Annotated in this window: 21 protein-coding genes and 1 tRNA gene; 11 read left to right on the top strand and 11 right to left on the bottom strand. The window is 63.1% G+C overall.

Going from position 1 to position 19914, the window contains the following annotated elements; all coding sequences use genetic code 11:
• Positions 1-170 precede the first annotated feature (170 nt).
• The 4 genes from EC912_RS05920 to EC912_RS05905 are packed head-to-tail and all read left to right on the top strand — an operon-like array spanning position 171 to position 4641.
• Positions 171-1415, top strand: a complete 1245-nt coding sequence (locus tag EC912_RS05920; protein ID WP_132142220.1) for an efflux RND transporter periplasmic adaptor subunit — start codon at positions 171-173, stop codon at positions 1413-1415.
• Between the two features lie 29 nt (positions 1416-1444).
• Positions 1445-2131: an ABC transporter ATP-binding protein gene (locus EC912_RS05915; RefSeq protein ID WP_132142219.1), complete on the top strand. Its 687-nt coding sequence runs from the start codon at positions 1445-1447 to the stop codon at positions 2129-2131.
• Positions 2132-2141: 10 nt separating this feature from the next.
• On the top strand, positions 2142-3305 hold the full coding sequence (locus tag EC912_RS05910; RefSeq protein ID WP_132142218.1) for an ABC transporter permease: 1164 nt from the start codon (positions 2142-2144) through the stop codon (positions 3303-3305).
• 22 nt (positions 3306-3327) lie between these two features.
• Positions 3328-4641, top strand: coding sequence for an ABC transporter permease (locus EC912_RS05905; RefSeq protein ID WP_132142822.1), 1314 nt, complete (start codon positions 3328-3330; stop codon positions 4639-4641).
• A gap of 139 nt (positions 4642-4780) precedes the next feature.
• Here EC912_RS05905 and EC912_RS05900 read toward each other — a convergent pair whose 3' ends face one another.
• From EC912_RS05900 to EC912_RS05885, 4 genes are all read right to left on the bottom strand, one after another.
• Entirely contained in the window at positions 4781-6193 is a 1413-nt protein-coding gene (locus EC912_RS05900) for a short-chain fatty acid transporter (RefSeq protein WP_207906771.1), read from the bottom strand.
• 69 nt (positions 6194-6262) lie between these two features.
• Positions 6263-7183, bottom strand: coding sequence for a drug/metabolite exporter YedA (yedA, locus tag EC912_RS05895; RefSeq protein WP_132142217.1), 921 nt, complete (start codon positions 7181-7183; stop codon positions 6263-6265).
• A gap of 85 nt (positions 7184-7268) precedes the next feature.
• Positions 7269-8147, bottom strand: coding sequence for a methylated-DNA--[protein]-cysteine S-methyltransferase (locus EC912_RS05890; RefSeq protein WP_132142216.1), 879 nt, complete (start codon positions 8145-8147; stop codon positions 7269-7271).
• Positions 8148-8213: 66 nt separating this feature from the next.
• A complete protein-coding gene (locus tag EC912_RS05885; RefSeq protein WP_132142215.1) occupies positions 8214-8501 on the bottom strand; it encodes a hypothetical protein in 288 nt (95 codons plus the stop codon).
• Positions 8502-8587: 86 nt separating this feature from the next.
• Between EC912_RS05885 and EC912_RS05880 the strand changes: the two genes are divergently transcribed.
• Complete coding sequence (locus EC912_RS05880) at positions 8588-8923, top strand: Rieske (2Fe-2S) protein (RefSeq protein ID WP_207906798.1); 336 nt, start codon at positions 8588-8590, stop codon at positions 8921-8923.
• A 198-nt stretch (positions 8924-9121) separates the two neighbouring features.
• Here EC912_RS05880 and EC912_RS05875 read toward each other — a convergent pair whose 3' ends face one another.
• The 6 genes from EC912_RS05875 to EC912_RS05850 all read right to left on the bottom strand — a co-directional run bounded on the left by EC912_RS05875 (position 9122) and on the right by EC912_RS05850 (position 15468).
• A complete protein-coding gene (locus tag EC912_RS05875) occupies positions 9122-10939 on the bottom strand; it encodes an SLC13 family permease (protein WP_132142818.1) in 1818 nt (605 codons plus the stop codon).
• Between the two features lie 235 nt (positions 10940-11174).
• Positions 11175-12893 carry a ubiquinone-dependent pyruvate dehydrogenase gene (poxB, locus tag EC912_RS05870; RefSeq protein ID WP_207906797.1) on the bottom strand — a complete coding sequence of 573 codons (1719 nt, stop codon included), beginning with the start codon at positions 12891-12893 and terminating at the stop codon, positions 11175-11177.
• Positions 12894-12957: 64 nt separating this feature from the next.
• Positions 12958-13677, bottom strand: a complete 720-nt coding sequence (gene trmB, locus EC912_RS05865) for a tRNA (guanosine(46)-N7)-methyltransferase TrmB (RefSeq protein WP_132142212.1) — start codon at positions 13675-13677, stop codon at positions 12958-12960.
• 9 nt (positions 13678-13686) lie between these two features.
• Entirely contained in the window at positions 13687-14487 is an 801-nt protein-coding gene (locus tag EC912_RS05860; protein WP_132142211.1) for a thiazole synthase, read from the bottom strand.
• 30 nt (positions 14488-14517) lie between these two features.
• Positions 14518-14718, bottom strand: coding sequence for a sulfur carrier protein ThiS (thiS, locus tag EC912_RS05855; protein WP_132142210.1), 201 nt, complete (start codon positions 14716-14718; stop codon positions 14518-14520).
• 75 nt (positions 14719-14793) lie between these two features.
• The gene (locus tag EC912_RS05850) at positions 14794-15468 is read right to left on the bottom strand and encodes a hypothetical protein (protein WP_132142209.1); all 675 of its coding nucleotides are present in this window, start codon (positions 15466-15468) and stop codon (positions 14794-14796) included.
• Positions 15469-15615: 147 nt separating this feature from the next.
• On the opposite strand from EC912_RS05850, the gene EC912_RS05845 reads away from it, so the two are divergent.
• The 6 genes from EC912_RS05845 (at position 15616) to EC912_RS05825 (ending at position 18964) form a co-directional block, all read left to right on the top strand.
• A tRNA-Gly gene (locus tag EC912_RS05845) sits at positions 15616-15689 on the top strand.
• 94 nt (positions 15690-15783) lie between these two features.
• A complete protein-coding gene (locus EC912_RS19785; protein WP_343136925.1) occupies positions 15784-16008 on the top strand; it encodes a DUF6538 domain-containing protein in 225 nt (74 codons plus the stop codon).
• A gap of 43 nt (positions 16009-16051) precedes the next feature.
• Positions 16052-16573, top strand: coding sequence for a hypothetical protein (locus EC912_RS05840; RefSeq protein WP_132142208.1), 522 nt, complete (start codon positions 16052-16054; stop codon positions 16571-16573).
• A gap of 218 nt (positions 16574-16791) precedes the next feature.
• A complete protein-coding gene (locus EC912_RS05835; protein ID WP_132142207.1) occupies positions 16792-17415 on the top strand; it encodes a hypothetical protein in 624 nt (207 codons plus the stop codon).
• Complete coding sequence (locus EC912_RS05830) at positions 17415-17945, top strand: ImmA/IrrE family metallo-endopeptidase (protein WP_132142206.1); 531 nt, start codon at positions 17415-17417, stop codon at positions 17943-17945. The genes EC912_RS05835 and EC912_RS05830 overlap by 1 nt, the downstream gene beginning before the upstream one ends.
• Complete coding sequence (locus tag EC912_RS05825) at positions 17942-18964, top strand: beta family protein (RefSeq protein WP_132142205.1); 1023 nt, start codon at positions 17942-17944, stop codon at positions 18962-18964. The genes EC912_RS05830 and EC912_RS05825 overlap by 4 nt, the downstream gene beginning before the upstream one ends.
• On the opposite strand, the gene EC912_RS05820 is transcribed toward EC912_RS05825, so the two are convergent.
• Positions 18921-19577, bottom strand: a complete 657-nt coding sequence (locus EC912_RS05820) for a hypothetical protein (protein ID WP_132142204.1) — start codon at positions 19575-19577, stop codon at positions 18921-18923. The two genes, EC912_RS05825 and EC912_RS05820, sit on opposite strands and share 44 nt — an antisense overlap.
• Positions 19578-19914: the final 337 nt, after the last annotated feature.

The following is a 19914-nucleotide window of genomic DNA, read 5'->3' as shown; positions in this document are numbered from 1 at the left end:
GCGTTTCTACCCCTCACCGTCGCCCCTGCGCAGGCAGGGCGACGGTGAGGGGCGCGACTTTCGGCCTGACACCTGTCACTCCCACCACCTGATGCCCCGTAGTTCCTTCGAATTCTTACGGAGCGCATGCTTCATCACGGGCGGCGGATGCCGCGGGGGCGAGGAAACGCATGAGTAGCAACGCTGAACTCCTGAAGCAGCTCAGGATTGAGAAGTCGCATCGCGAGCAGCACGGCGGCGGGGGACGCGGTGGTCGCATCGCGTTGATCGCAGGCATCGCAGTCGTCGTGGTGGCCATCCTGGCTGGCGGGACCTGGTATGTCATGGGACGGCGTCCCATAGCCATACATACCGCGACCGCCGTATCGCCGGCGAGCAACCCCGATGCGGGCGCCGTGCTTCAGGCCACTGGCTATGTCACCGCGCGTCGGCAAGCCACGGTTTCTGCCCAGATCACCGGGACATTGACCGAAGTGCTGATCGAAGAAGGCGACCGGGTGCATAAGGGTCAGATACTGGCCCGCCTGGAAGACAACGCTACCCGCGCCAGCCTCGACGCTTACCGGGCCAGCGCGGCGGCGTCGCACGCCCAGGTGGCCCAGGCGCAGGCGCAACTGGATCAGGCGTTGCGCGACGCGGACCGCCAGGACGCACTGGTCGGGCGAGGGCTGGTGTCCAAGCAGATCGCGGAACAGGCACGTACGCAGGCCTCGACGTTACGCGCGCAGTTGAATACGGCGCGGCGTCAGGCCGACTCGGCCGAGGCACAGGTCGCTGTCGCGAACGTCAATCTCGACTACACGATCGTGCGCGCGCCCTTCGATGGCGTGATCACCGACAAGGCGGCACAAGTCGGCGAAATCGTCTCGCCTCTTTCGGCGGGCGGCGGGTTCACGCGCACGGGCGTCGGCACTATCGTCGACATGGATTCGCTCGAAGTCGATGTCGACGTCAACGAGGCATACATCGGTCGCGTCAAGGCCGACATGCCGGCCGAAGCCGTGCTGGACGCGTATCCCGACTGGAAGATTCCGGCACACGTGATCGCCATCGTTCCCGCCGCCGACCGCGGCAAGGCAACGGTAAAAGTGCGTGTGGCGCTGGAAAACAAGGACGGGCGCATCGTTCCCGACATGGGTGCCCGCGTCTCCTTTCTCGAACGCAAGGCGGTGGATGCGGCCGTACCTCGCGGCGTCCTCATCCCCGCGACGACCATCGTCCATCGCGACGGCCACGATGTCGTCTTCCTCGTTACGGAAGGTCATGCAAGGAAGCGCGATGTCGTCCCGGCGAAGAATGCCTATGGCGACCTGCGGCTTGTCCCCGATGGCCTGAACACGGGCGACACGCTGGTCGTTTCGCCTCCCGCCGAACTGAAGGACGGCTCAGCCGTCGCCAACGAACCCGCGCCCTGAGCGCGACATCCATCACCGGAGCCCGACCCATGACCACATTGATCGATATCGACGACCTCTCCAAGGTGTACGAACGCGGCAAACAGAAAGTGGAAGTGCTGCACGGCGTGGATCTGAAAATCGAGGAAGGCGATTTCCTCGCGCTGATGGGGCCGTCGGGCTCGGGTAAGACAACACTGCTAAACATGATCGGCGGTCTGGATACGCCGACAGGTGGCAGCATCACCGTCGCCGGTGAACGCATCGACAAGATGAGCAGCGGTTCGCTTGCCCGCTGGCGCGCGACGCATGTCGGTTTCGTGTTTCAGTTCTATAACCTGATGCCGATGCTGACCGCGCAGCGCAACGTCGAACTGCCGTTGCTACTCACGAAGCTATCCAGTGCGCAGCGACGGCAGAATGCATCGATCGCGCTGCAACTCGTGGGTCTGGAAGATCGCGCCACGCATAAACCCGGCGAGCTGTCGGGCGGTCAGCAGCAGCGTGTCGCCATCGCGCGCGCCATCGTTTCCGATCCCACGTTGCTGGTTTGCGACGAGCCGACGGGCGATCTCGACCGCCAGTCGGCGGAAGACGTGCTCGGCCTGCTGCGCGAACTCAATCGCGAACACGGCAAGACGATCGTGATGGTGACCCACGACCCCAAGGCCGCGGAATACGCCAATCACACCCTGCACCTCGACAAGGGCACGCTGGTCGAACAGGCCATCGGCTGAGGGAAGCGCCATGAAATATCTGCATCTGATCTGGGCCGCGCTTTTCCGGCGCAAGTCGCGCACGTTCCTGACGCTGGTATCGATTCTTGCCGCCTTCCTCTTGTTCGGCATGCTCGACGCGGTACGCATCGCGTTTACGTCGGGCGGCAACAGCGTCGTGGGCGTCGACCGGCTGATCGTGACGTCGCGTTATTCAATCATCCAGTCGCTACCGGCCAGCCTTGCCACACGCGTCGCCGCCATACCCGGCGTGGCCACGGTCGGTCACGCGAACTGGTTCGGTGGCATCTTCCAGGACCCGAAGAACTTCGTGCTGAGCTTTGCCGTCAGCGACAACTATCTCGATATGTATAAAGAGATCGAGCTCCCCGCCGACCAACGCAAAGCCTACGAGCAGACTCGAACGGGCGCCATTGTCGGTGCCTCGCTGGCCAAGCGCTACGGCTGGAAGGTGGGCGACAAGATTCCGCTTCAGTCGACGATCTTTCCACGCAAGAACGGCGACAAGACCTGGCCGTTCGATATCGTCGGCATCTACACGCCGGCCAAGGGTGCCGCCAACGGCACCGATCAGCAGTTCCTGTTCCATTGGACCTACTTCGATGAAGCCAACGCATACACGAAGGGGACGGTCGGCTGGTACATCGTGAAACTCACCAATGCGAAGGAGGCTGATCGCGTCGCGAAAGCCATCGATGCGCTCTCGGCCAACTCCGACCATGAAACCAAGTCGCAGAGCGAGCAGGCGTTCAATGCATCGTTCGCGAAGCAGCTTGGCAATATCGGGCTCATCGTCGGGTCGATCATGGGCGCGGTGTTCTTTACCCTGATCCTGCTGACGGCGAACACGATGGCTCAGGCCGTACGCGAACGCACCAACGAACTGGCCGTGCTGAAGACGATCGGTTTCTCGAGCCGTAGCGTCCTGGCCATGGTGTTGTCCGAAGGCGTGCTGTTGCTGCTTATCGGCGGCATTCTTGGACTGGCGCTTGCCGCGGTACTCGTCCCGATCATCAGTGCGGGCAGCGGAGGCATGTTGCAGTTGCCACCTATCGGTACAGGTACGTGGGTCCTCGGGATCGTGCTGATGATCGTTATCGGCGCCGCCGTGGGGGCATTGCCTGCCATGCGCGCCATGCGACTGAACATCGTCGACGCGCTTGCCGGTCGCTAAGGAGAACTATCCCGTGAAAGCCATGAACAAGTTCTTCTTCGGACTCGGCATGCTCGTTGTCGTCGCCGCCTTCCTTGCCCTGTGGATCAGCCTCCCCTGGCAAGGCGTCGTCATCATCGCCGTAGGTCTGGCGTTATGGATGGTATTCACCCGTCGCGGCCGGCAGACCTGGTCGGTCACCCGCGTCGGACTCAGTACATTGCGTCAGCGCATCGGCTCGTCGTCGGTCGTGGTGATCGGCATTGCGGGCGTCGTCGGTGTGCTGGTTGCGATGCTGGCCATGAGCGACGGTTTCAGTGCCACGCTGCAATCGGCGGGCAACGACCGCACGGCGATTGTCCTGCGCGGCGGCTCGCAGGCCGAGCTTAATTCGGTCATGGATCGCGACAGCGCCAATGTCGTGATGCAGGCACCCGGTGTGCGCAAGGATGCGCAGGGCAGGCCGACGGCGTCGGGTGAAATCGTCGTCGTGGCGAACCTTCCGATGAAGGGCGATCCGAACAGCGACGCGAACGTGCCTATTCGCGGCGTCAGCGACGCCGTGTGGGGGCTACGCGATCAGGTGCGTATCACGCAGGGACGCAAGTTCAAACCGGGACTGCGCGAACTCATCGTGGGCGAAGGCGCGCGCAAGCAATTCGAAGGACTGGATGTCGGCAAGGAGCTTCGTCTTGCCGGGCAGACCTGGACGGTCGTTGGCGTGTTTGCATCGGGCGATGTGCTGGAATCGGAACTGTGGGGCGACACGCAAAGCGTGGCTTCGGCGTATCGCCGGGGCAGCAGCGTGCAATCGATCACCGTGCTCCTCGACTCGCCGCAGGCATTCGATACGTTCAAGGCGGCGCTGGTCAGCGATCCGCGCATCAAGGTCGACGTAACGACGACGAAGGAATACTTCGGTAAACAATCCGAGGGTCTGACCAAGGTATTGCGCATCGTGGGTATCGTCGTGGGTGCGATCATGGCGGTGGGTGCGGTATTCGGTGCGCTGAACACCATGTTCGCCGCCATCGCCGCGCGCTCTCGCGAGATAGCCACGCTGAGAGCCATCGGGTTTCGCGGTATTCCGGTCGTGGTGTCCGTGATGTTGGAGACAATGCTGCTGGCATTGATCGGCGGAGCGATCGGAGCTGGCATCGTCTGGGCGATATTCAACGGATACACCGCGTCGACGCTGGGGGCGAACTTCAGTCAGGTCGTCTTTCAGTTCAAGGTATCGCCTGCGTTGCTGTGGACCGGGTTGAAGTGGGCGTTGGCGATCGGGTTTATCGGCGGGTTGTTTCCCGCGGTGCGCGCCGCGCGGGTGCCGGTGACGACGGCGTTGCGGGAGTTGTAGGGCCGGGTCGAGGGAGATGTCGCAGTGGCACGACAACCTCCCTCACCGTCATTCCGGCGCACGTGCGCCGGAATGACGGTGAGGGTGCAGGGACGTTCGCGGTAATGTTTTGGGTCCGTGTTGCGTTGCCCAACGTGCGCTACGGCATCACCGGCGGCACATACGCCAACGTCATCCCCAACAACCACAGCAACCCCAGCACCAACGGGATATGCACCAGCAACTGCATAAACGTGAAGCCGACGATATCGCGCGCTTTCAGTCCAAGCACACCAAGCAACGGCAGCATCCAGAACGGATTGATCAGGTTCGGCAACGCCTCGGCCGCGTTATAAACCTGCACGGCCCACCCAAGATGCACGTGCAGATCGTTGGCGGCCTGCATCACATACGGCGCCTCGATGACCCACTTGCCGCCACCCGACGGCACGAAGAATCCGAGAATCGCCGAATACACGCCCATGACGAGCGTGAAGCTATCCGTCGATGCGATACGCACGAAAGCATTCGCCAGATGATGCGCGAGCGGCTCGCCGCTGGCGCCCTTCGCCTGCGTGAGCAACGCGGCAATGCCACCGTAAAGCGGAAACTGGATGAGTACGCCGGTGGTACTCGGAACGGCACGCGCCACGGCATTGAGAAAACTACGCGGACGCCAGTGCAGCAACAGTCCTACGGTAAGGAACATGAAGTTATAGGTATTGAGGTTCGCGATCGCGGTGACGACCGGCTTGGAGGCGAACTCATGCGCCAGCCAGCCAAGGCCGAGCAAACCGATCAGGACCGACAGCACCGGGCTGTATTCCAGCCATTCGCCGGGCCGCTCGCGCTTCGGTAGCGGAGGCGTCGACACGTTGTCCTCGACGCCGACATCGCGTGCGGTACGTGCGTTCGCACGGGGCGCAGTCAGCCAGCACACCACCAGCGATACGCCGATGAGCACGACGGTGAGAAGGATCGACTGCCACAGGAAAATCGTCTGGCTGAAGGGCAGTACGCCGGTGATCTTCAACAGGGCGGGCGGCATGCTCGCCGGATTGGCCTGCAATTGCGCCGCCGACGAACTCAGTCCCATGGCCCATACCGCGCCGAGTCCGAGATAGGCCGCGGCTCCCGCCGCGCGGTAGTCCATGCGCAGGTCTTCCCGTCTGGCCAGCGCGCGAACGAGCAGCCCCCCGAAAACAAGCGAGAAACCCCAGCTCAGCAGCGAAGCCAGCATGCTGACGAGTCCGACGTAGCAGATCGCGCCGGGCCCCGTGCGCGGCACGCGTGCCAGCCGTTCGATAAAACGCGCGACGATCGGGGCTGTCGCGACGACATAGCCGCCGATGACCACGAAGGCCATCTGCATCGTGAAGGGAATCAGGCTCCAGAAGCCGTCGCCGAAGGCGGTAACGGTCGCGACCGGCGTGGCGCCCATGCCCATCGCCAGCAACGCGACGACAATGACCGCCAGCGCGGCGAACACATAGGCATCGGGAAACCAGCTTTCCGCCCACGCGGTGCAGCGCAGGGCAAAACGGGCCAGCCCTCGTTCTTCGTTCGGTTGCATCGTAGCGTCTCCTGATTCGCACCCATGGTGGAAGCAGCGGACGCTACGGGCAACTGGCCGATGGTCGAATCAGCGTGCGGCGGCCCGCTGCCGCATCAGCGTGATGATGCCCACGCCGACCAGGATGATCGCCATGCCGGCGATGTCGAACGGGCCGACATGCTCGCCCGCGAACGCCACGCCGAAGAGCACCGCGACGGGGGGATTCACATAGGCGTAGCTGGTCGCCAGCGCCGGACGCACCGTTTTCAGCACATACAGATACGCGCTGAACGCGACGATCGAACCGAATACCACCAGGTAAGCGACGGCGAACGTGGCGCTGGGCAGGGGATGGGCAGGCAGGCGCTCGCCGCGCAGCAGGGCCACTAGGATCAGCGCGACGCTGGCGCAGAGCATTTGCGCCGCGACGTTCATCGGACCCTTGGGCATGTCCTGCCGCTTGCTCCACACCGACCCGAAGGCCCAGGCCGTGGCGGCACAGATGAGCGCCAGCGCGCCGAGTCGCGAACCGGACAGGCCGGTGCCCAGATTCAGCACGACGACACCCACGAAACCCAGCAGCAGCCCGACGGTTTCGCCGCGATTGGGCCAGTCGCCGTACATGCCGGCGAAGATGGCGGCGAACAGCGGCATGCTGGCCACCGCCACGGCGGCGATGCCGGAACTCACCGACTGCTCCGCGAAGCAGACCAGGCCGTTACCGAAGCCGAGCAGCAGGACGCCGGTAACGGCGGCATTGCGCCATTGCCGCGCGGTGGGCAACGGCGCGCCGCGCAGGCGCAGCACCGCGAACAACAGCAGGCCGGCGACGGTGAAACGCACGCCCGCGAGCAGGAATGGCGGATAGCTTGCCAGCGCGTAGCGGATGGCCAGATAGGTGGAACCCCAAATGACATACAGCGCAAAAAGCGCGAGCGGCACCATCCAGCGGGGATCGGCAAGGCTGGGCGTGGTGACAGTCTCGGTGGTACAGGCAGAGTCGTTCATGGGGAGTGTCCGTGGGCCGCGCCGGAGACGCGGACCCGAGACGATATCGCCGCGCGTGGCGCGGCGGTAGCGAAACGTTTCGTGGTCAGCGTTGAGCGACGTTCATGGCACGCTCGGCGGCCAGCAACCGGTCCTTGCGCTCCACGCCCCAGCGCCAGCCGCCGAGCGTCCCGTCTTCGCGAACGATACGGTGGCAGGGCACGATCAACGCCAGCCGATTGCTTCCGCAGGCACGCCCGACGGCTCGCGCCGCCTTCGGTGTGCCGAGTTGCGCGGCGAGTTTTCCGTAACTCATCGTTTCGCCGTGGGGAATGCGGGTGAGCGCATCCCATACGCGCCACTGGAAGGCGGTAGCCGCGATATCGAGCGGCGGCAGTTCGGGCGGCTTCCGGTCGCTCCAGCCCAGTTCGTTCGCCACGCGGGCGATAACGGCATCCAGCCATTCTTCCCGCCCGTTATCGACACGTTCGCGCGCCGCAAGCGGGAATTCGTCCGCCAGCCTTTTTTCCAGCGTCGCGTCGTCGTCGCCGAGCGTTACGGCGCAGATGCCGCGTTCGGTGGTCGCTACCAACAGCGCACCCAGCGGGGTGTCGGTGGTCGTGTAGCGAATACTCGCGCCCGCGCCGCCGGAGCGATAACTCGCCGGAGTCATGCCGAGGAGGCGGTTGCTCTGCTCGTAGACCCGGCTGCCGGAGCCAAAACCGGCTTCGTAAACGGCATCGGTAACCGCGGCGCCGTCGCGCAGGGCGCTGCGAAACTGGCCGAAGCGCCGGACGCGGGCGTACTCGGCGGGGCTGACGCCATAGCGACGCCGGAAGGCGCGCTGGAGATGGGTGGGGCTCAGGTTCGCGATACGCGCCAGATCGGCGAGGTTCGGCGCTGTTTCGGACTGTTCCAGTTCGATGCGTACCCGTTCGAGGGCATCGGACGTGGACGATGAGGCGATAGCTGTCGATGAATTCATCATAGGTCTCCCGAAGAAGACCAGCTTAGGAGGAGGCGACGCCCCATACCATCCGCATCTTGCGCATTAATGATGCGCGTGGCGATTCTGGTTGATCACCACGAATTCGCCTTCCAGCACATTGGGATCGTGCTTGGCGCGGGCCTGGGCGGCAGGGGCCGCGCCGGTCGCGCGGGCACGAGCCAGTTTCCACTGGCGCCAGCCGAAGAAGACGATGCCGCCGACCGCGAGTACACCCAGAACCACTACGCCGAACACCAGCAGAACCCCCAGCACGGCCAGTCCCGCCAGCAGCGAGAACACGCGGACGAGCGGATTGCGGGAGCGGCGGGGAGGCGGAAACGTGAAGCTCATTGGTTAAAAATCCGTATGGCACAATGACATGCATGCAGGCCTCTAACCTTGGGGCCAAATCCTTCAGGAGACAAGTGCCCATGGCCATTTCATCCCCGGCCACCGTGTTGTGCCGCCTCGACGACATTCCGGACGGCGAGGCCATCGAGGTCAACGCCGTCGTGAATGGCGAAGACGAGTCGCTGGTGGTCTGGCGCCGGGACACGGAAGCACGCGCTTATCTCAATATCTGCCCCCATGCCGGGCGTCGTCTGGACTGGGCGCCGGGCAAGTTCCTGGTGAAGGACGGCGTGCTGGTTTGCGCGGCGCATGGCGCGAGTTTCGCGGCCGCGACCGGCGAATGCACGGCGGGCCCGTGTCGCGGCGATCGTTTGCGGTCGGTCCCGGTGGCTGTGGCGGATGGACAGGTTGTGCTGCCGTAAGCCGGCCACGCCTGTCTTTGTGGGAACTTGGTGGGAGCGCGCCTGCGCGCGAAAGCCAACGGGGCGAGGAAGCCTGACGCTCATATCCGTGAGCCTGATCGTCTGGCTGCGGATGCCATCCACCGCGTCATCTCTCCGTTGGCTTTCGCGCGCGGGCGCGCTCCCACAGAAAAGCAAAAAGCACGGCTGGGCCGGCGCTCAGCGATACATGTAATTGATGGTGACCAACGTCAGCGTCAGAACCAGAATGGTCAGCGGAATGCCGACCCGCAGGAAGTCCTTCGAACGGTAACCGCCGGGACCCGCGACCATCATCAGTGCCGGGTGGCCCGACGACAGCAGGAACGTGTTCGACGACGATACGGCGACGATCAACGCATACGCCGATGGATTGCCGCCGGTACTGACCGCCACGCTGATGGCGATGGGCACCATCATCACCGTCGCGCCCACGTTCGACATCACCTGCGAGAACAGCAGCGTCAGTACGGCGATGGACAACTGCAGCGTCCATTGCGGCGCGCCGCCGAGTATCTGCAGCACTTCCTGGGCGATCCACGAGGCCGTGCCGGTGGAATCCATCGACCAGCCCAACGGAATCAGGCATGCCGTGACGAAGATGGTCTTCCAGTTGATGGCCTTATAAGCCTCGTCCATGTTCAGCACGCCGGTCAGCAGCATGCCCACCGCGCCCGTCATCATCGCCACCGACAGGTCCAGGTGCGTGAACAGCGCGAGGCACTTGGCCAGCACGAAGAAACCCACCGCCTGCCAGATTTTGCCGGGGCGCGCTTCGTCCTTCGGTACGTCGGTCACCACCACGATGTCGCGGTCTTCCTGCGCAAGCATCAGGTCGCGCCATTTGCTGTGCAGGACCAGGGTATCGCCGGCGCGCAACGCCACGGCGCGCACGTCCTCGCGAAACACTTCATCGCCGCGGTTCACCGCCAGCACGGAAATACCGAAGCGTTTGCGCAGGCGGAGTTCGCCCACGGTCTGCTTGATGAAGCGCGAGCTAGGCGGAATGACGGCTTCGGAAATACCGGCCTGCGTCGTATTGAACTGCTCGCCCAGCTGGCGCATGCGGGTGGATACGCGGCACAGCTGGTTGTTCGCGAAAACGCCGATGGCCTCTTTCGGAGCCAGCACACCGAGCACGGTACCGACCCAGATCATCTGGTCGGACGGCGGGGCCACTCGGGATTCGTTGCCGTTCTTGATCGCGAGGATCAGCGGCGCGCCGTGCAGCTGTTCGACCTCGCCGATGCTCATGCCGACCAGCGGGCTTTCGGCGGTTACGGTCAGCTCGGCCGTTTCGCCGACGATGCCATAGGTGTCCGCGAAGTAGCTTTCCGTACGACCCGGCGTGACCTTCAGGCGGTCGTCCTCGCGCTCGGGTAGCAGCTTGCGGGTGAATGCATAGAAGAACAGCACGCCGGTCACGGCCAGCACCAGACCCACGGGCGTGACGCTGAACAGACCGAATTTCGGAATGGTGTGCGCACCCGGGGGCAGGTTGCTGTTGGCGCTGGCGATGAGGTCGTTCAGTACGATCAGCGGCGAGTTCGCGATCAGCGTCGTGTTCGTCGCCGTCAGGATGCAGAAGGACATCGGCAGCAGCAGTCGCGACAGCGGCACGCCCGTTCGCGCCGAAAGACGGCTGGTAACGGGAATCATCAGCGCCGCCAGCGCCTGGCTCGGGATCACGGCGCTGAACAGGCTGGTGACGCTGTTGACCACCACGCCCAGGCGCGATTCGACGCCGCGAGCCATGCGCATGACGAAGGCGGCCGTGAGGTTCAGGACACCGGCCCGGTCGAGGCCCGCGCCCATGATCATGATCGCGATGATGGCGATAACCGCGTTACCGGCGAAGCCGTTGAACACCTGGTCGCCGGGAATCAGGCCGGTAAGGCCGATGGTCACGACCACCAGCAGCGCGACCATGTCCGCGCGAATCCACTCCAGCACGAGCATGACCATGGTGAAGCCCACCAGGCCAAGCACGAGGATCATTTCGGGAGTGAGAGTCAGAGCCACAAGCCGGCGTTCCTGGTCCGGTCGGTGTTGCGCGTACGTAGAGCTGTCGGCATCGTGTGGCCAGGGCAGCGGGTTATGCGTTCGGAGTATACGCTGCGCATGAGATGCGAAGTTGCGCGGGGGCTGAATGGGTGTCGTTCTATGCGCGGCCTTCTCCCGCCATCAGGCCTGCGGCTGCGCCGCTCTCTGTGGGAGCGGCGCGAGAGCCGGCTTAGCGGCTCAGATTGCTCAACGCCAGATCCACGATCGAATCGCCTCGTCCGCTCATCACCGCCTTCAGCGCATAGAGGCTGAAACCCTTCACCTGCGCGGCGCTGATCTTCGGCGGCATCGACAGTTCCTGGCGATTGCTCACCACATCGAGTAGCGCTGGCCCCTCGTGCGCAAGCACCTCGGCGATGGCCGAGGGCAGGTCGCTGGCACGGGTTACTCGGCGGCCGTGGATACCCATCGCATTCGCCATGGCGGCGAAATCGGGGTTGTCGAGCTGGACGCCAGTTTCCAGCAGGCCCGCGGTCTTCATTTCCATTTCGACGAAGCCCAGCGTGCCATTGTTGAGCACGATGACCTTCACCGGCAGCCGCTGCTGGGTAAGCGTAATGAGGTCGCCCATCAGCATCGTGAAACCGCCGTCGCCCGACAGCGAGACCACCTGCCGTCCGGGAAACGCGGACTGCGCACCGATGGCCTGGGGCAGGGCGTTGGCCATGGAACCGTGCACGAAGGAACCCAGCAGGCGGCGACGACCGTTCATGCGCAGATAGCGAGCCGCCCATACCGTGGGCGTGCCGACATCGCAGGTGAACACGGTATCGTCCTCGGCCAATTCGCTGACCAGCCGCGTGACCTGTTGCGGATGGATCAGGTCGTGCCCCGGCTCGATGGCGGCGAGGTCGTCCAGGTCCTTGCGGCTGCGCTGGTAGTGGGCGAGGCAGCGATCCAGATGACCGCTGACTCGCTTCTCTTCGATCCGCGGCAAGAGGGTTTGTAGCGTGGCCTTTACGTCGCCCACCACCCCGAGATCCACCCGGCAGCGACGGCCGATATTGGCGGGCCGCAGGTCCACCTGGGCGATTGTCGCGTCTTCCGGATAGAACTGGCGGTAGGGAAAGTCGGTGCCCAGCATCAGCAGCGTGTCGCAGTCTTCCATCGCGTAATAGCCGGAACTGAAGCCGATCAGGCCGGTCATGCCGACGTCGAAGGGATTGTCGTATTCGATGTATTCCTTGCCGCCCAGTGCGTGGACGATCGGCGACTTGAGCGCGCCGGCCAACGCCATCAGTTCGTCATGCGCACCCGCGCACCCGCGACCGCATAGCAGGGTGACGCGCTTGCCGGCATTGAGCAACGCGGCCAGTGCGTCGAGTTCTTTCTCGGCCGGTACGATGCGCGGCACCGGCGGGATCAGGCCGGCCAGCGGTGTGGTTCGCTTTACCGGCGATTTCTTCATCGCTACGTCGCCCGGAATCACGACCACCGCCACGCCGTTCAGCCCGATCGCGGCGCGGATAGCCGAGTCGAAAACCTGTGGCATCTGCGCGGGGTCGGAGACCATTTCGCAGTAGACACTGCATTCGCGGAACAGATCGGTGGGGTGGGTTTCCTGAAAATAGCCGCTACCGATTTCCGCACTGGGAATATGCGCGGCGATGGCCAGCACGGGGACGCGCGTGCGATGGCAGTCGAACAGGCCATTGATCAGGTGGAGATTGCCGGGGCCGCAACTGCCGGCGCAGACGGTGAGTTCGCCGGTCAGCTGTGCCTCGCCGCCCGCCGCGAAGGCCGCGACTTCCTCGTGGCGCACGTGCACCCAGTCGATCCGGCCGCGCTCGCGCAGCGATTCGGTAATGGCGTTGAGGCTGTCGCCGACGATGCCGTAGATGCGGCGGACACCGGCTTCCTGCAACGTTTCGGCGATAAGGTCGGCCAGACTTTCGATGGACATGGACTCGGGGCTCCGCGGGGGATAGCCCCGCGTTATGCCCGAAGCCGGGTCAAGGCGCCGTCGTCGTCCGCTCGTAAAGGAAATCCCAGACGCCGTGACCGAGGCGGGTACCGCGACGCTCGAAGTGCGTTTCGATACGCCATGCCGGCTTGTCCGCCGAAAGTCCGGGGCCGACGCGATTGCGCCAGCCCGGCGCGGCTTCCATGACCTCGCGCATGTGTTCGGCGTAAGCCTCCCAGTCGGTCGCCAGATGCAGCAGGCCGCCGGGAGCCATGCGGGACGCCAGCAATTCGACGAAGGCTGGCTGCACGAGGCGGCGCTTGTTGTGCTTTTTCTTGTGCCAGGGATCGGGGAACCAGATGCGCACTTCGGACAGTGCGCCCGGTGCGATTTCGTTTTCCAGCACTTCGACCGCGTCGTGCTTATAAACGCGAACGTTGGCCGCATCGCGTTCGGCCAGCGCATTCATCACGCGCCCGACGCCGGGGCTATGCACTTCCACGCCGACGTAGTCGCGTTCCAGATCGTGCTCGCTGGCCCAGGCCAGCGCCTCGCCGTTGCCGAAGCCGATTTCCAGCACGCGGGGTGCGGAGCGGCCGAATGTGGCATCGAGATCGCGCGGCTGGGCCGCATAGTCCAGGCCGAAGCGCGTCCAATGGTCGTCGAAGGCACGCTGCTGCGCGGGCGTCATGCGGCCTTCGCGCAGCACGAAGCTGCGGATGCGGCGCAGATAAGGCGTGGTTTCCGGTGTTTCGTCGTCGTGCTGCATGGCGTTAACTCAACCCACCAGACCGTCGATAGGACTGGACGCCGATGCAAAACGCTTGCGCGGAATGCGACCCGCGCGGAACGCGGCGCGGCCGGCTTCCACGGCGAGCTTCATCGCATGGGCCATCAACACCGGATTTTTCGCGCCGGCGATGGCGGTATTCATCAGTACGCCGTCGCAACCGAGTTCCATGGCGATCGCAGCGTCGGACGCCGTGCCGACACCCGCGTCGACAATCACCGGCACCTTGGCGTTCTCGATAATTTCCAGCAGGTTGTAGCGATTCTGGATGCCCAGGCCCGAACCGATCGGTGCGGCCAGCGGCATGATCGCCACGCAGCCGATCTCTTCGAGACGGCGCGCCAGGATCGGGTCGTCCGACGTATAGACCATCACGTCGAAACCGTCGGCGACGAGTTTCTCGGCCGCCGCCAGCGTCTGGACCACGTCCGGATACAGCGTGCGCTGGTCGCCCAGCACTTCGAGTTTCACCAGCGAATGTCCATCGAGCAGTTCGCGCGCCAGACGGCAGGTGCGCACGGCGTCATCGGCCGTATAGCAGCCGGCCGTATTGGGCAGCAGCGTAAAGCGATCGGGCGGCAGCGCATCCAGCAGGTTCGGCTGGCTGGCGTCCTGACCGATATTCACGCGGCGGATCGCCAGCGTGACGATCTGCGCACCCGCGGCATCCGTGGCACGACGGGTTTCGTCGAAATCCTTGTACTTGCCGGTGCCCGTAAGCAGTCGGGAGTGGAAGTGCTTGCCCGCAATGACGAGCGTGTCGTCGCCGGTCTGCGTTAGCTGGGTCATGGTGTTCGGTCCTGATAAAAGCCGGGTCGCTCAGCCGCCGCCCATGGCGTGCACGATTTCCACGCGGTCGCCGTCGGCAAGCGCATGGCTGGCGTGCTGGCTGCGCGGCACGATATCGAGATTCACTTCCACGGCCACACGCTTGCCGGCATAACCGGACTGGTCGAGGAGCAGGGCGATAGTGGTGCCGGACGCGCAGTCGCGCGGGCTACCGTTGAGCACGATTTGCATGCCCGCAATTGTAGCGGCTGGCGGCCTGAGCCGCTCGCCTGCGACGCTATTACAGCAGCGATCGGGAGTGTGGACTCAGTGGCCGCTACCCGGCCGCCAGCCGTTACCGGTCATGCCCGTACCCGGCTGCGGGCCGCCATTGGCGGGAATCCCGGTTCCCGGTTGGGGCGGACGACCGCCGTGGTTGTCCCGGGGCGGAGGCGGCGATGGCGCGAGCGTGATCTGTCCGCCGCCCGCGTTCGGATAAGGGCGCGAGGGCGTCGGCTGCGCGACGCTGACCGAATTGCCATTCTGGGGGCGGCCGCCATGATGACCGTCGTCGTGACCATCGTGACCATCGTGACCGTCATGCCCATGATCGTGGCCGTGATTGCCGCCATGACCGCCACGGCGGTCGTCGTCGCCCCAACCGCCGAAACCTGCCGCATAGCCACTGACATAGCTTCCGGACGAATAGGCGCCTTCGCTGTAATTACCGTTGTTGTCTTCGCTGTAATAGCTGCCGTCCGTACGCCTCTCCGTGACGTGCAGCCGCGCCGGTGTCGGCAACGTGCCGTAACTGGTCGTCGTCACGCGCCGTTCCGGCGTCGGACCCTGGATGAAGCTGACCCCGGGCTTCGGCATATTGGCCGTCGAAACCGTCCGGGCGGGCGGATTGGCCGATTGCGCGATGGCAACCGTCGACAGCGCGCACGCGGCGCAGGCTAGCGCGACAAGAACAGGCGATGCTGGACGGACGGACCTGCGCATGATTTCGAGCTCCGACGGGTAAGTTCCTGCGCCGATTATGCGCGGCCGCCAGGGCCCGTGCAGGCCGGGACCCGCAGGCTGTTCAGCCGGCCGCTAACCGATAGCGCTTCCAGCAGACCGACCGACGTACTAACATCCCAGCCCGACGCGGGTGTAGCTCAATGGTAGAGCTGTAGCTTCCCAAGCTACTGACGAGGGTTCGATTCCCTTCACCCGCTCCATCGACCCCTGTGTCCCATGCGGCACAACGGATTCGGGCAATCAGCGATACCCAGAAAACGGCCCCTAAAAGGTATCGTTTGAGGTATCGCCGCAGTGCCAAAGCCCCTCTTCCTCCATCGTAAGGCCGGACTCTACGTCCGCTTCCGCGTCCCTGCGGACCTCTTGCCGGTCGTCGGCTCCCGCTTTCTTGTTCGTCCACTTCACATGACCAAAGGGGACGCTGCCCGACTGGTTGCGGAATGCATGGCTGTGGCACTCTCTGAGGCATTTAGAAGCCTACGAAAGGGGGAGGGCGTGGACCTCAAAAAAAGCGCTTGATGCAGCGCGAAGTGTTGGCCGGCGCGACCTGACGTTGGGTGAGGTGGCGCTTCCCAATGGCACCGTCTTCCGAAATGTGCAAATCGACAATGCGGAAGACGAGCGGCAGTTCCGTGAGCTCGTCCGAGAGGCCACCCAGACTCCCGCGTCCCAGGCAGCCGACAACGGCGCGGCACCTTGCGCGGGACGAGCGAAACAGAAAGAGATGCTGGCGCACCAGATTGGCGTGCACATCAGCGACCTGGAGCGTGCGGGCCGCGAGAAGAAAACGGTGCTCGACAGTCGCCACACTCTCCGCCTGTTTCTGGGCATCGTCGGGGACAAGCCGCTTTCGTTTCTTTCGTCCGATGATTGCTGTCTGTTCTTCGACGAGGTGCAGTTTTGGCCGAGAAACGCATCGAAGATTCCCGGAAACAAGGATATGTCGGTTAAAGACATCATCAAGAGGGCGAAGGTCGACGGAGTTGAGCCGCCTGCCGGACACACAATGAATAAGCACCGGCAAAGGTTGTCCGCCTTCTTCAATCTCCTTATCGAGGAGCCTTGCCGGCCCCTGCCGACCTAGACAGGAGTCGTCCACGGGTCGCGCTGGATGCCCATCCCTATAGTCCTGAGCAACCAAGGGCATGGGGATGCTGCAACGTCATTCCCATTTGCATGGAAGCCACTCGCTTATAAATCAGCCAACAGAGCGTAGGGCGCGGCGCCTACTTGGCCAAATCAGAGTGGCAGCCGTCTAAGAAGTCGCTCACAATGTCGCACGGGACGAGACGGGGAACGGTTATGAAGGACAAGCCTGGCCAGAAATATCGACGCAAGGCTTATGTTTATGCTGTCCTGACCGGAGTTGCTATCTTGGGTCTGTTCTTTCAGGCTTGGCGGGTGCATGCCTTCGATGTCCAGGACGTCGTTCGCCACATGCCGCACCATGCGGCCCGTCCAAAAGTTGGGGCGCCGGCGGCAATTTCTAGCGCTGCTGCACCGGTCGTGTCTGCTCCGCTAGCCGCAGCTTTGCCCGTTGTACAAGAAAACCGTTGGAGCGACGGAGATGTGGTCTCCGCACTCAGCAGTTTTTACCAGACCATAATTACCTATATGGGAATTCTCATCGCCGTGATGGGAGTCCTCTCCGTTCTGACCCTGCGGTTTTTCTCCAAGGCGGCGGCTGAGGACATGGCCCACGAAGCGGCGAAGACTGCGATGCATCACTACCTTGAGACAAATAAATTCCGAGACGAGGTGTCCTATGCAGTACAGGACATTGGTCTATCTGGACAGTTGGAATCGGTTGAAAAAGACTTGGTTGCAATCAAGAGGCATCTGAAAGAACGACAGCCGTCCGCGTTTGATAACAGCGAAGACGAGGAAGGCACCATTGGGCTCCCTCCGGACAAAGAGGCGCCCTGATGGCTATTGTCCGAAAGAAGACGACACAACCAACGGTCGGCCCTGCTGTCACGATGACTGGTCCCGAGCTCGTCGCCAAGTTGAAGGCCGCGAACCTTATGCGATTGCCGCTCAACGTCCGGGGAGTGGCTGAGTATCTGGGCCTTGAGGTCGTTGAAGAGCCCATGGACGACGACATGTCCGGGTTCCTGGAAATTCGCAGCGGACAATGGGTTGTCGGGGTGAACGCATTCCATCACCTCAACCGCAAGCGATTCACCATAGCGCATGAAATCGCCCACTTCCTTCTGCACTCAGAGGGACAGACCGAATTTAGGGACAGGACGTTTGCACGCCGGACCAATGACCCGAGTCGCATGGAACGAGAGGCTGACCAGTTTGCCGCTGAGCTTTTGATGCCGGCCGAGGATGTCCGGCAGAAAATTGCAGCCGGTGAAACGTCCCTCTCTGCATTAGCCGCCCAATTCGGGGTGTCCGCTCTGGCGATGAAGTACCGCGTGCAAAAACTCGGATATCAGGTTAACCAATGACGGATTACCTCCCCATCCTTCGCTCGCGTGTGGCCGAAATTCGTGGCCTTCGTGAGCTACCAGGCGCGGACCTGAAAAAGCTGTTTCCGGTGATTGAGCTCACTCGTTCACGACGGACGCCCAAGAATGCGGGCGGGGATGTTGCCAAGAGTGTCGAGTTGGTGTCCGAAGTTCTGGACGGTGCCCCATTTGTCGCAGACCTAACGTCGCTCGAAAGCCTACAAAATTCAGAATTCGACCGACTCCTTGACGACACAGCCGGATTCAAGGCGTGGACAGATTTCGCGCACGCCAACCTTCCTACTAACTGCGTTCCAATGGTTCATCTCCTTGAGCCATTCGAGTTGCAACCGTTCTTGACTCAGGTTGGGCGTCTTCGTGAGAAGTTTCATCGTGTCGCAGTTCGAATCCCTACTTCCTATCGTGACTTCGACGCGTTCACCGCTGCATTGACCGGTTTGGTCGGCTTTCGAGATGTCGTGGTCATTTTGGACGCAGGGTTCATCACCCGCGCCACCATCAACGGCGCAGCTGCAAGACTCGTAGAAATGCTGAATTCCGTAGGAAATCTTGGTCTTCGGCATCTTTCCGTGGCGTCTAGCTCGTTCCCCAACAGCGTGGTCTCCGCAGGCGGAGGTGACGACACAGGTGAGTTCCGGCTACTTGAGGTCGACCTTGGAAACTGGTGCCGGACTCATTTCCCCGGAGTGTCTTACGGTGACTATGCGGCAATCCATCCGATGGATTTCAAGGGGACTGTGACGAACTGGGTCCCGCGCGTCGACGTTATGCTCGACGAGAGTTTTTACTATTATCGATACCGCCGTTCCGACGGCGGCTACATCCGGGCGGCCAAGGATGCCAGGGCCGATGGACGGTACGTGACGTTGAAGTGCTGGGCGCATGACAACATCGACGCGGCGGCGGCAGGCAACCCCCCGGGGCGCAGCCCATCCTTTTGGATTGCGAACCGAGTCAACTTTCATCTTGCGCGGCAGATTTCCCGTCTGGGCCTGTAATCCGGTCGCCAAGAGTCAGCATCCTCACATCATCAAGCGTGACGGTCTTTCCCAGTTCCTGGCGAAAGGCGTCAAAGCGAGGTTGCAGCCGGTCCCGTACGGACATGAGGGCAAATGCGGAAAGGGTCGGCGCCGGCACCGTTCTCCTCGCCAACTCGACAAGACCCTCGTAGTGCCCCGGGAGTGACTGCCCCGGTACCCGAAGAAGAAGCTTGAGGTCTTCCGTTCGCAGCCACCGAAGCGCCGTCTCAGGTCCAAGGCGGGTACGGATGCGGGGCTGCCGGATACGGAGAAGTGATTGCCCGCTGAGGGTCATTAGGCCGGCCGAACGGGGTAGTTTGATTCGGAGCGCGTCGAGCCACGCGGCATCCGCGACTACCGAAAAATCCAGAAACATCGCGTCATACCCCTCAGCTTGGCCCGCGAGCTTATCGAGGTTGTCGCGGGGCCCTTTGATTTCGAGGGCGCTCAGCCGGACGGGCGAGGCTATTACGAGGTCAGCGCGGAATTGCCCCTCCCCGAACCGTACTTCGGTTCCGATAACCTCATCGACGGTGAGGGTGGGGAGCAGTGCTGAGATGACCAGGGCTTTGAGGTCTTCGGCGTAGGTCATTGGGCGGATATACGACAGGCCGGCCTGTCATTCTGACACACGATGAGGGGTCGAGCCGGATGGACCTTAGCTCCCGGTCGTCGACCAACAGAGGGGGCCGTGGACGGAATTGGATGGCAAAATCACCTCATTCGAGAAGTGCCGGAACGGGCCCCGTGACGAGGCTTCCCTAGTGGTTCCGCCTCCGAGCGTGCTAGCCTGCCGACAGTCCCGTTTTTGGTATCCCTGATTGTAACCTCTTGTCCCGCCGCAAATTGTTGGTCTTAAAGACAATTGGGATAGGGGGTGGGTGTTCCCTTCACCCGCTCTAGTTTCCTTTGTTCGTGGCCGCAACGGC

Origin of the sequence: Luteibacter rhizovicinus, assembly GCF_004342265.1 — a bacterium.
Lineage (GTDB): Bacteria > Pseudomonadota > Gammaproteobacteria > Xanthomonadales > Rhodanobacteraceae > Luteibacter > Luteibacter rhizovicinus_B.
Note: the sequence above shows the minus strand (reverse complement) of the source record. Positions and strands in the feature narration are given on the sequence as shown.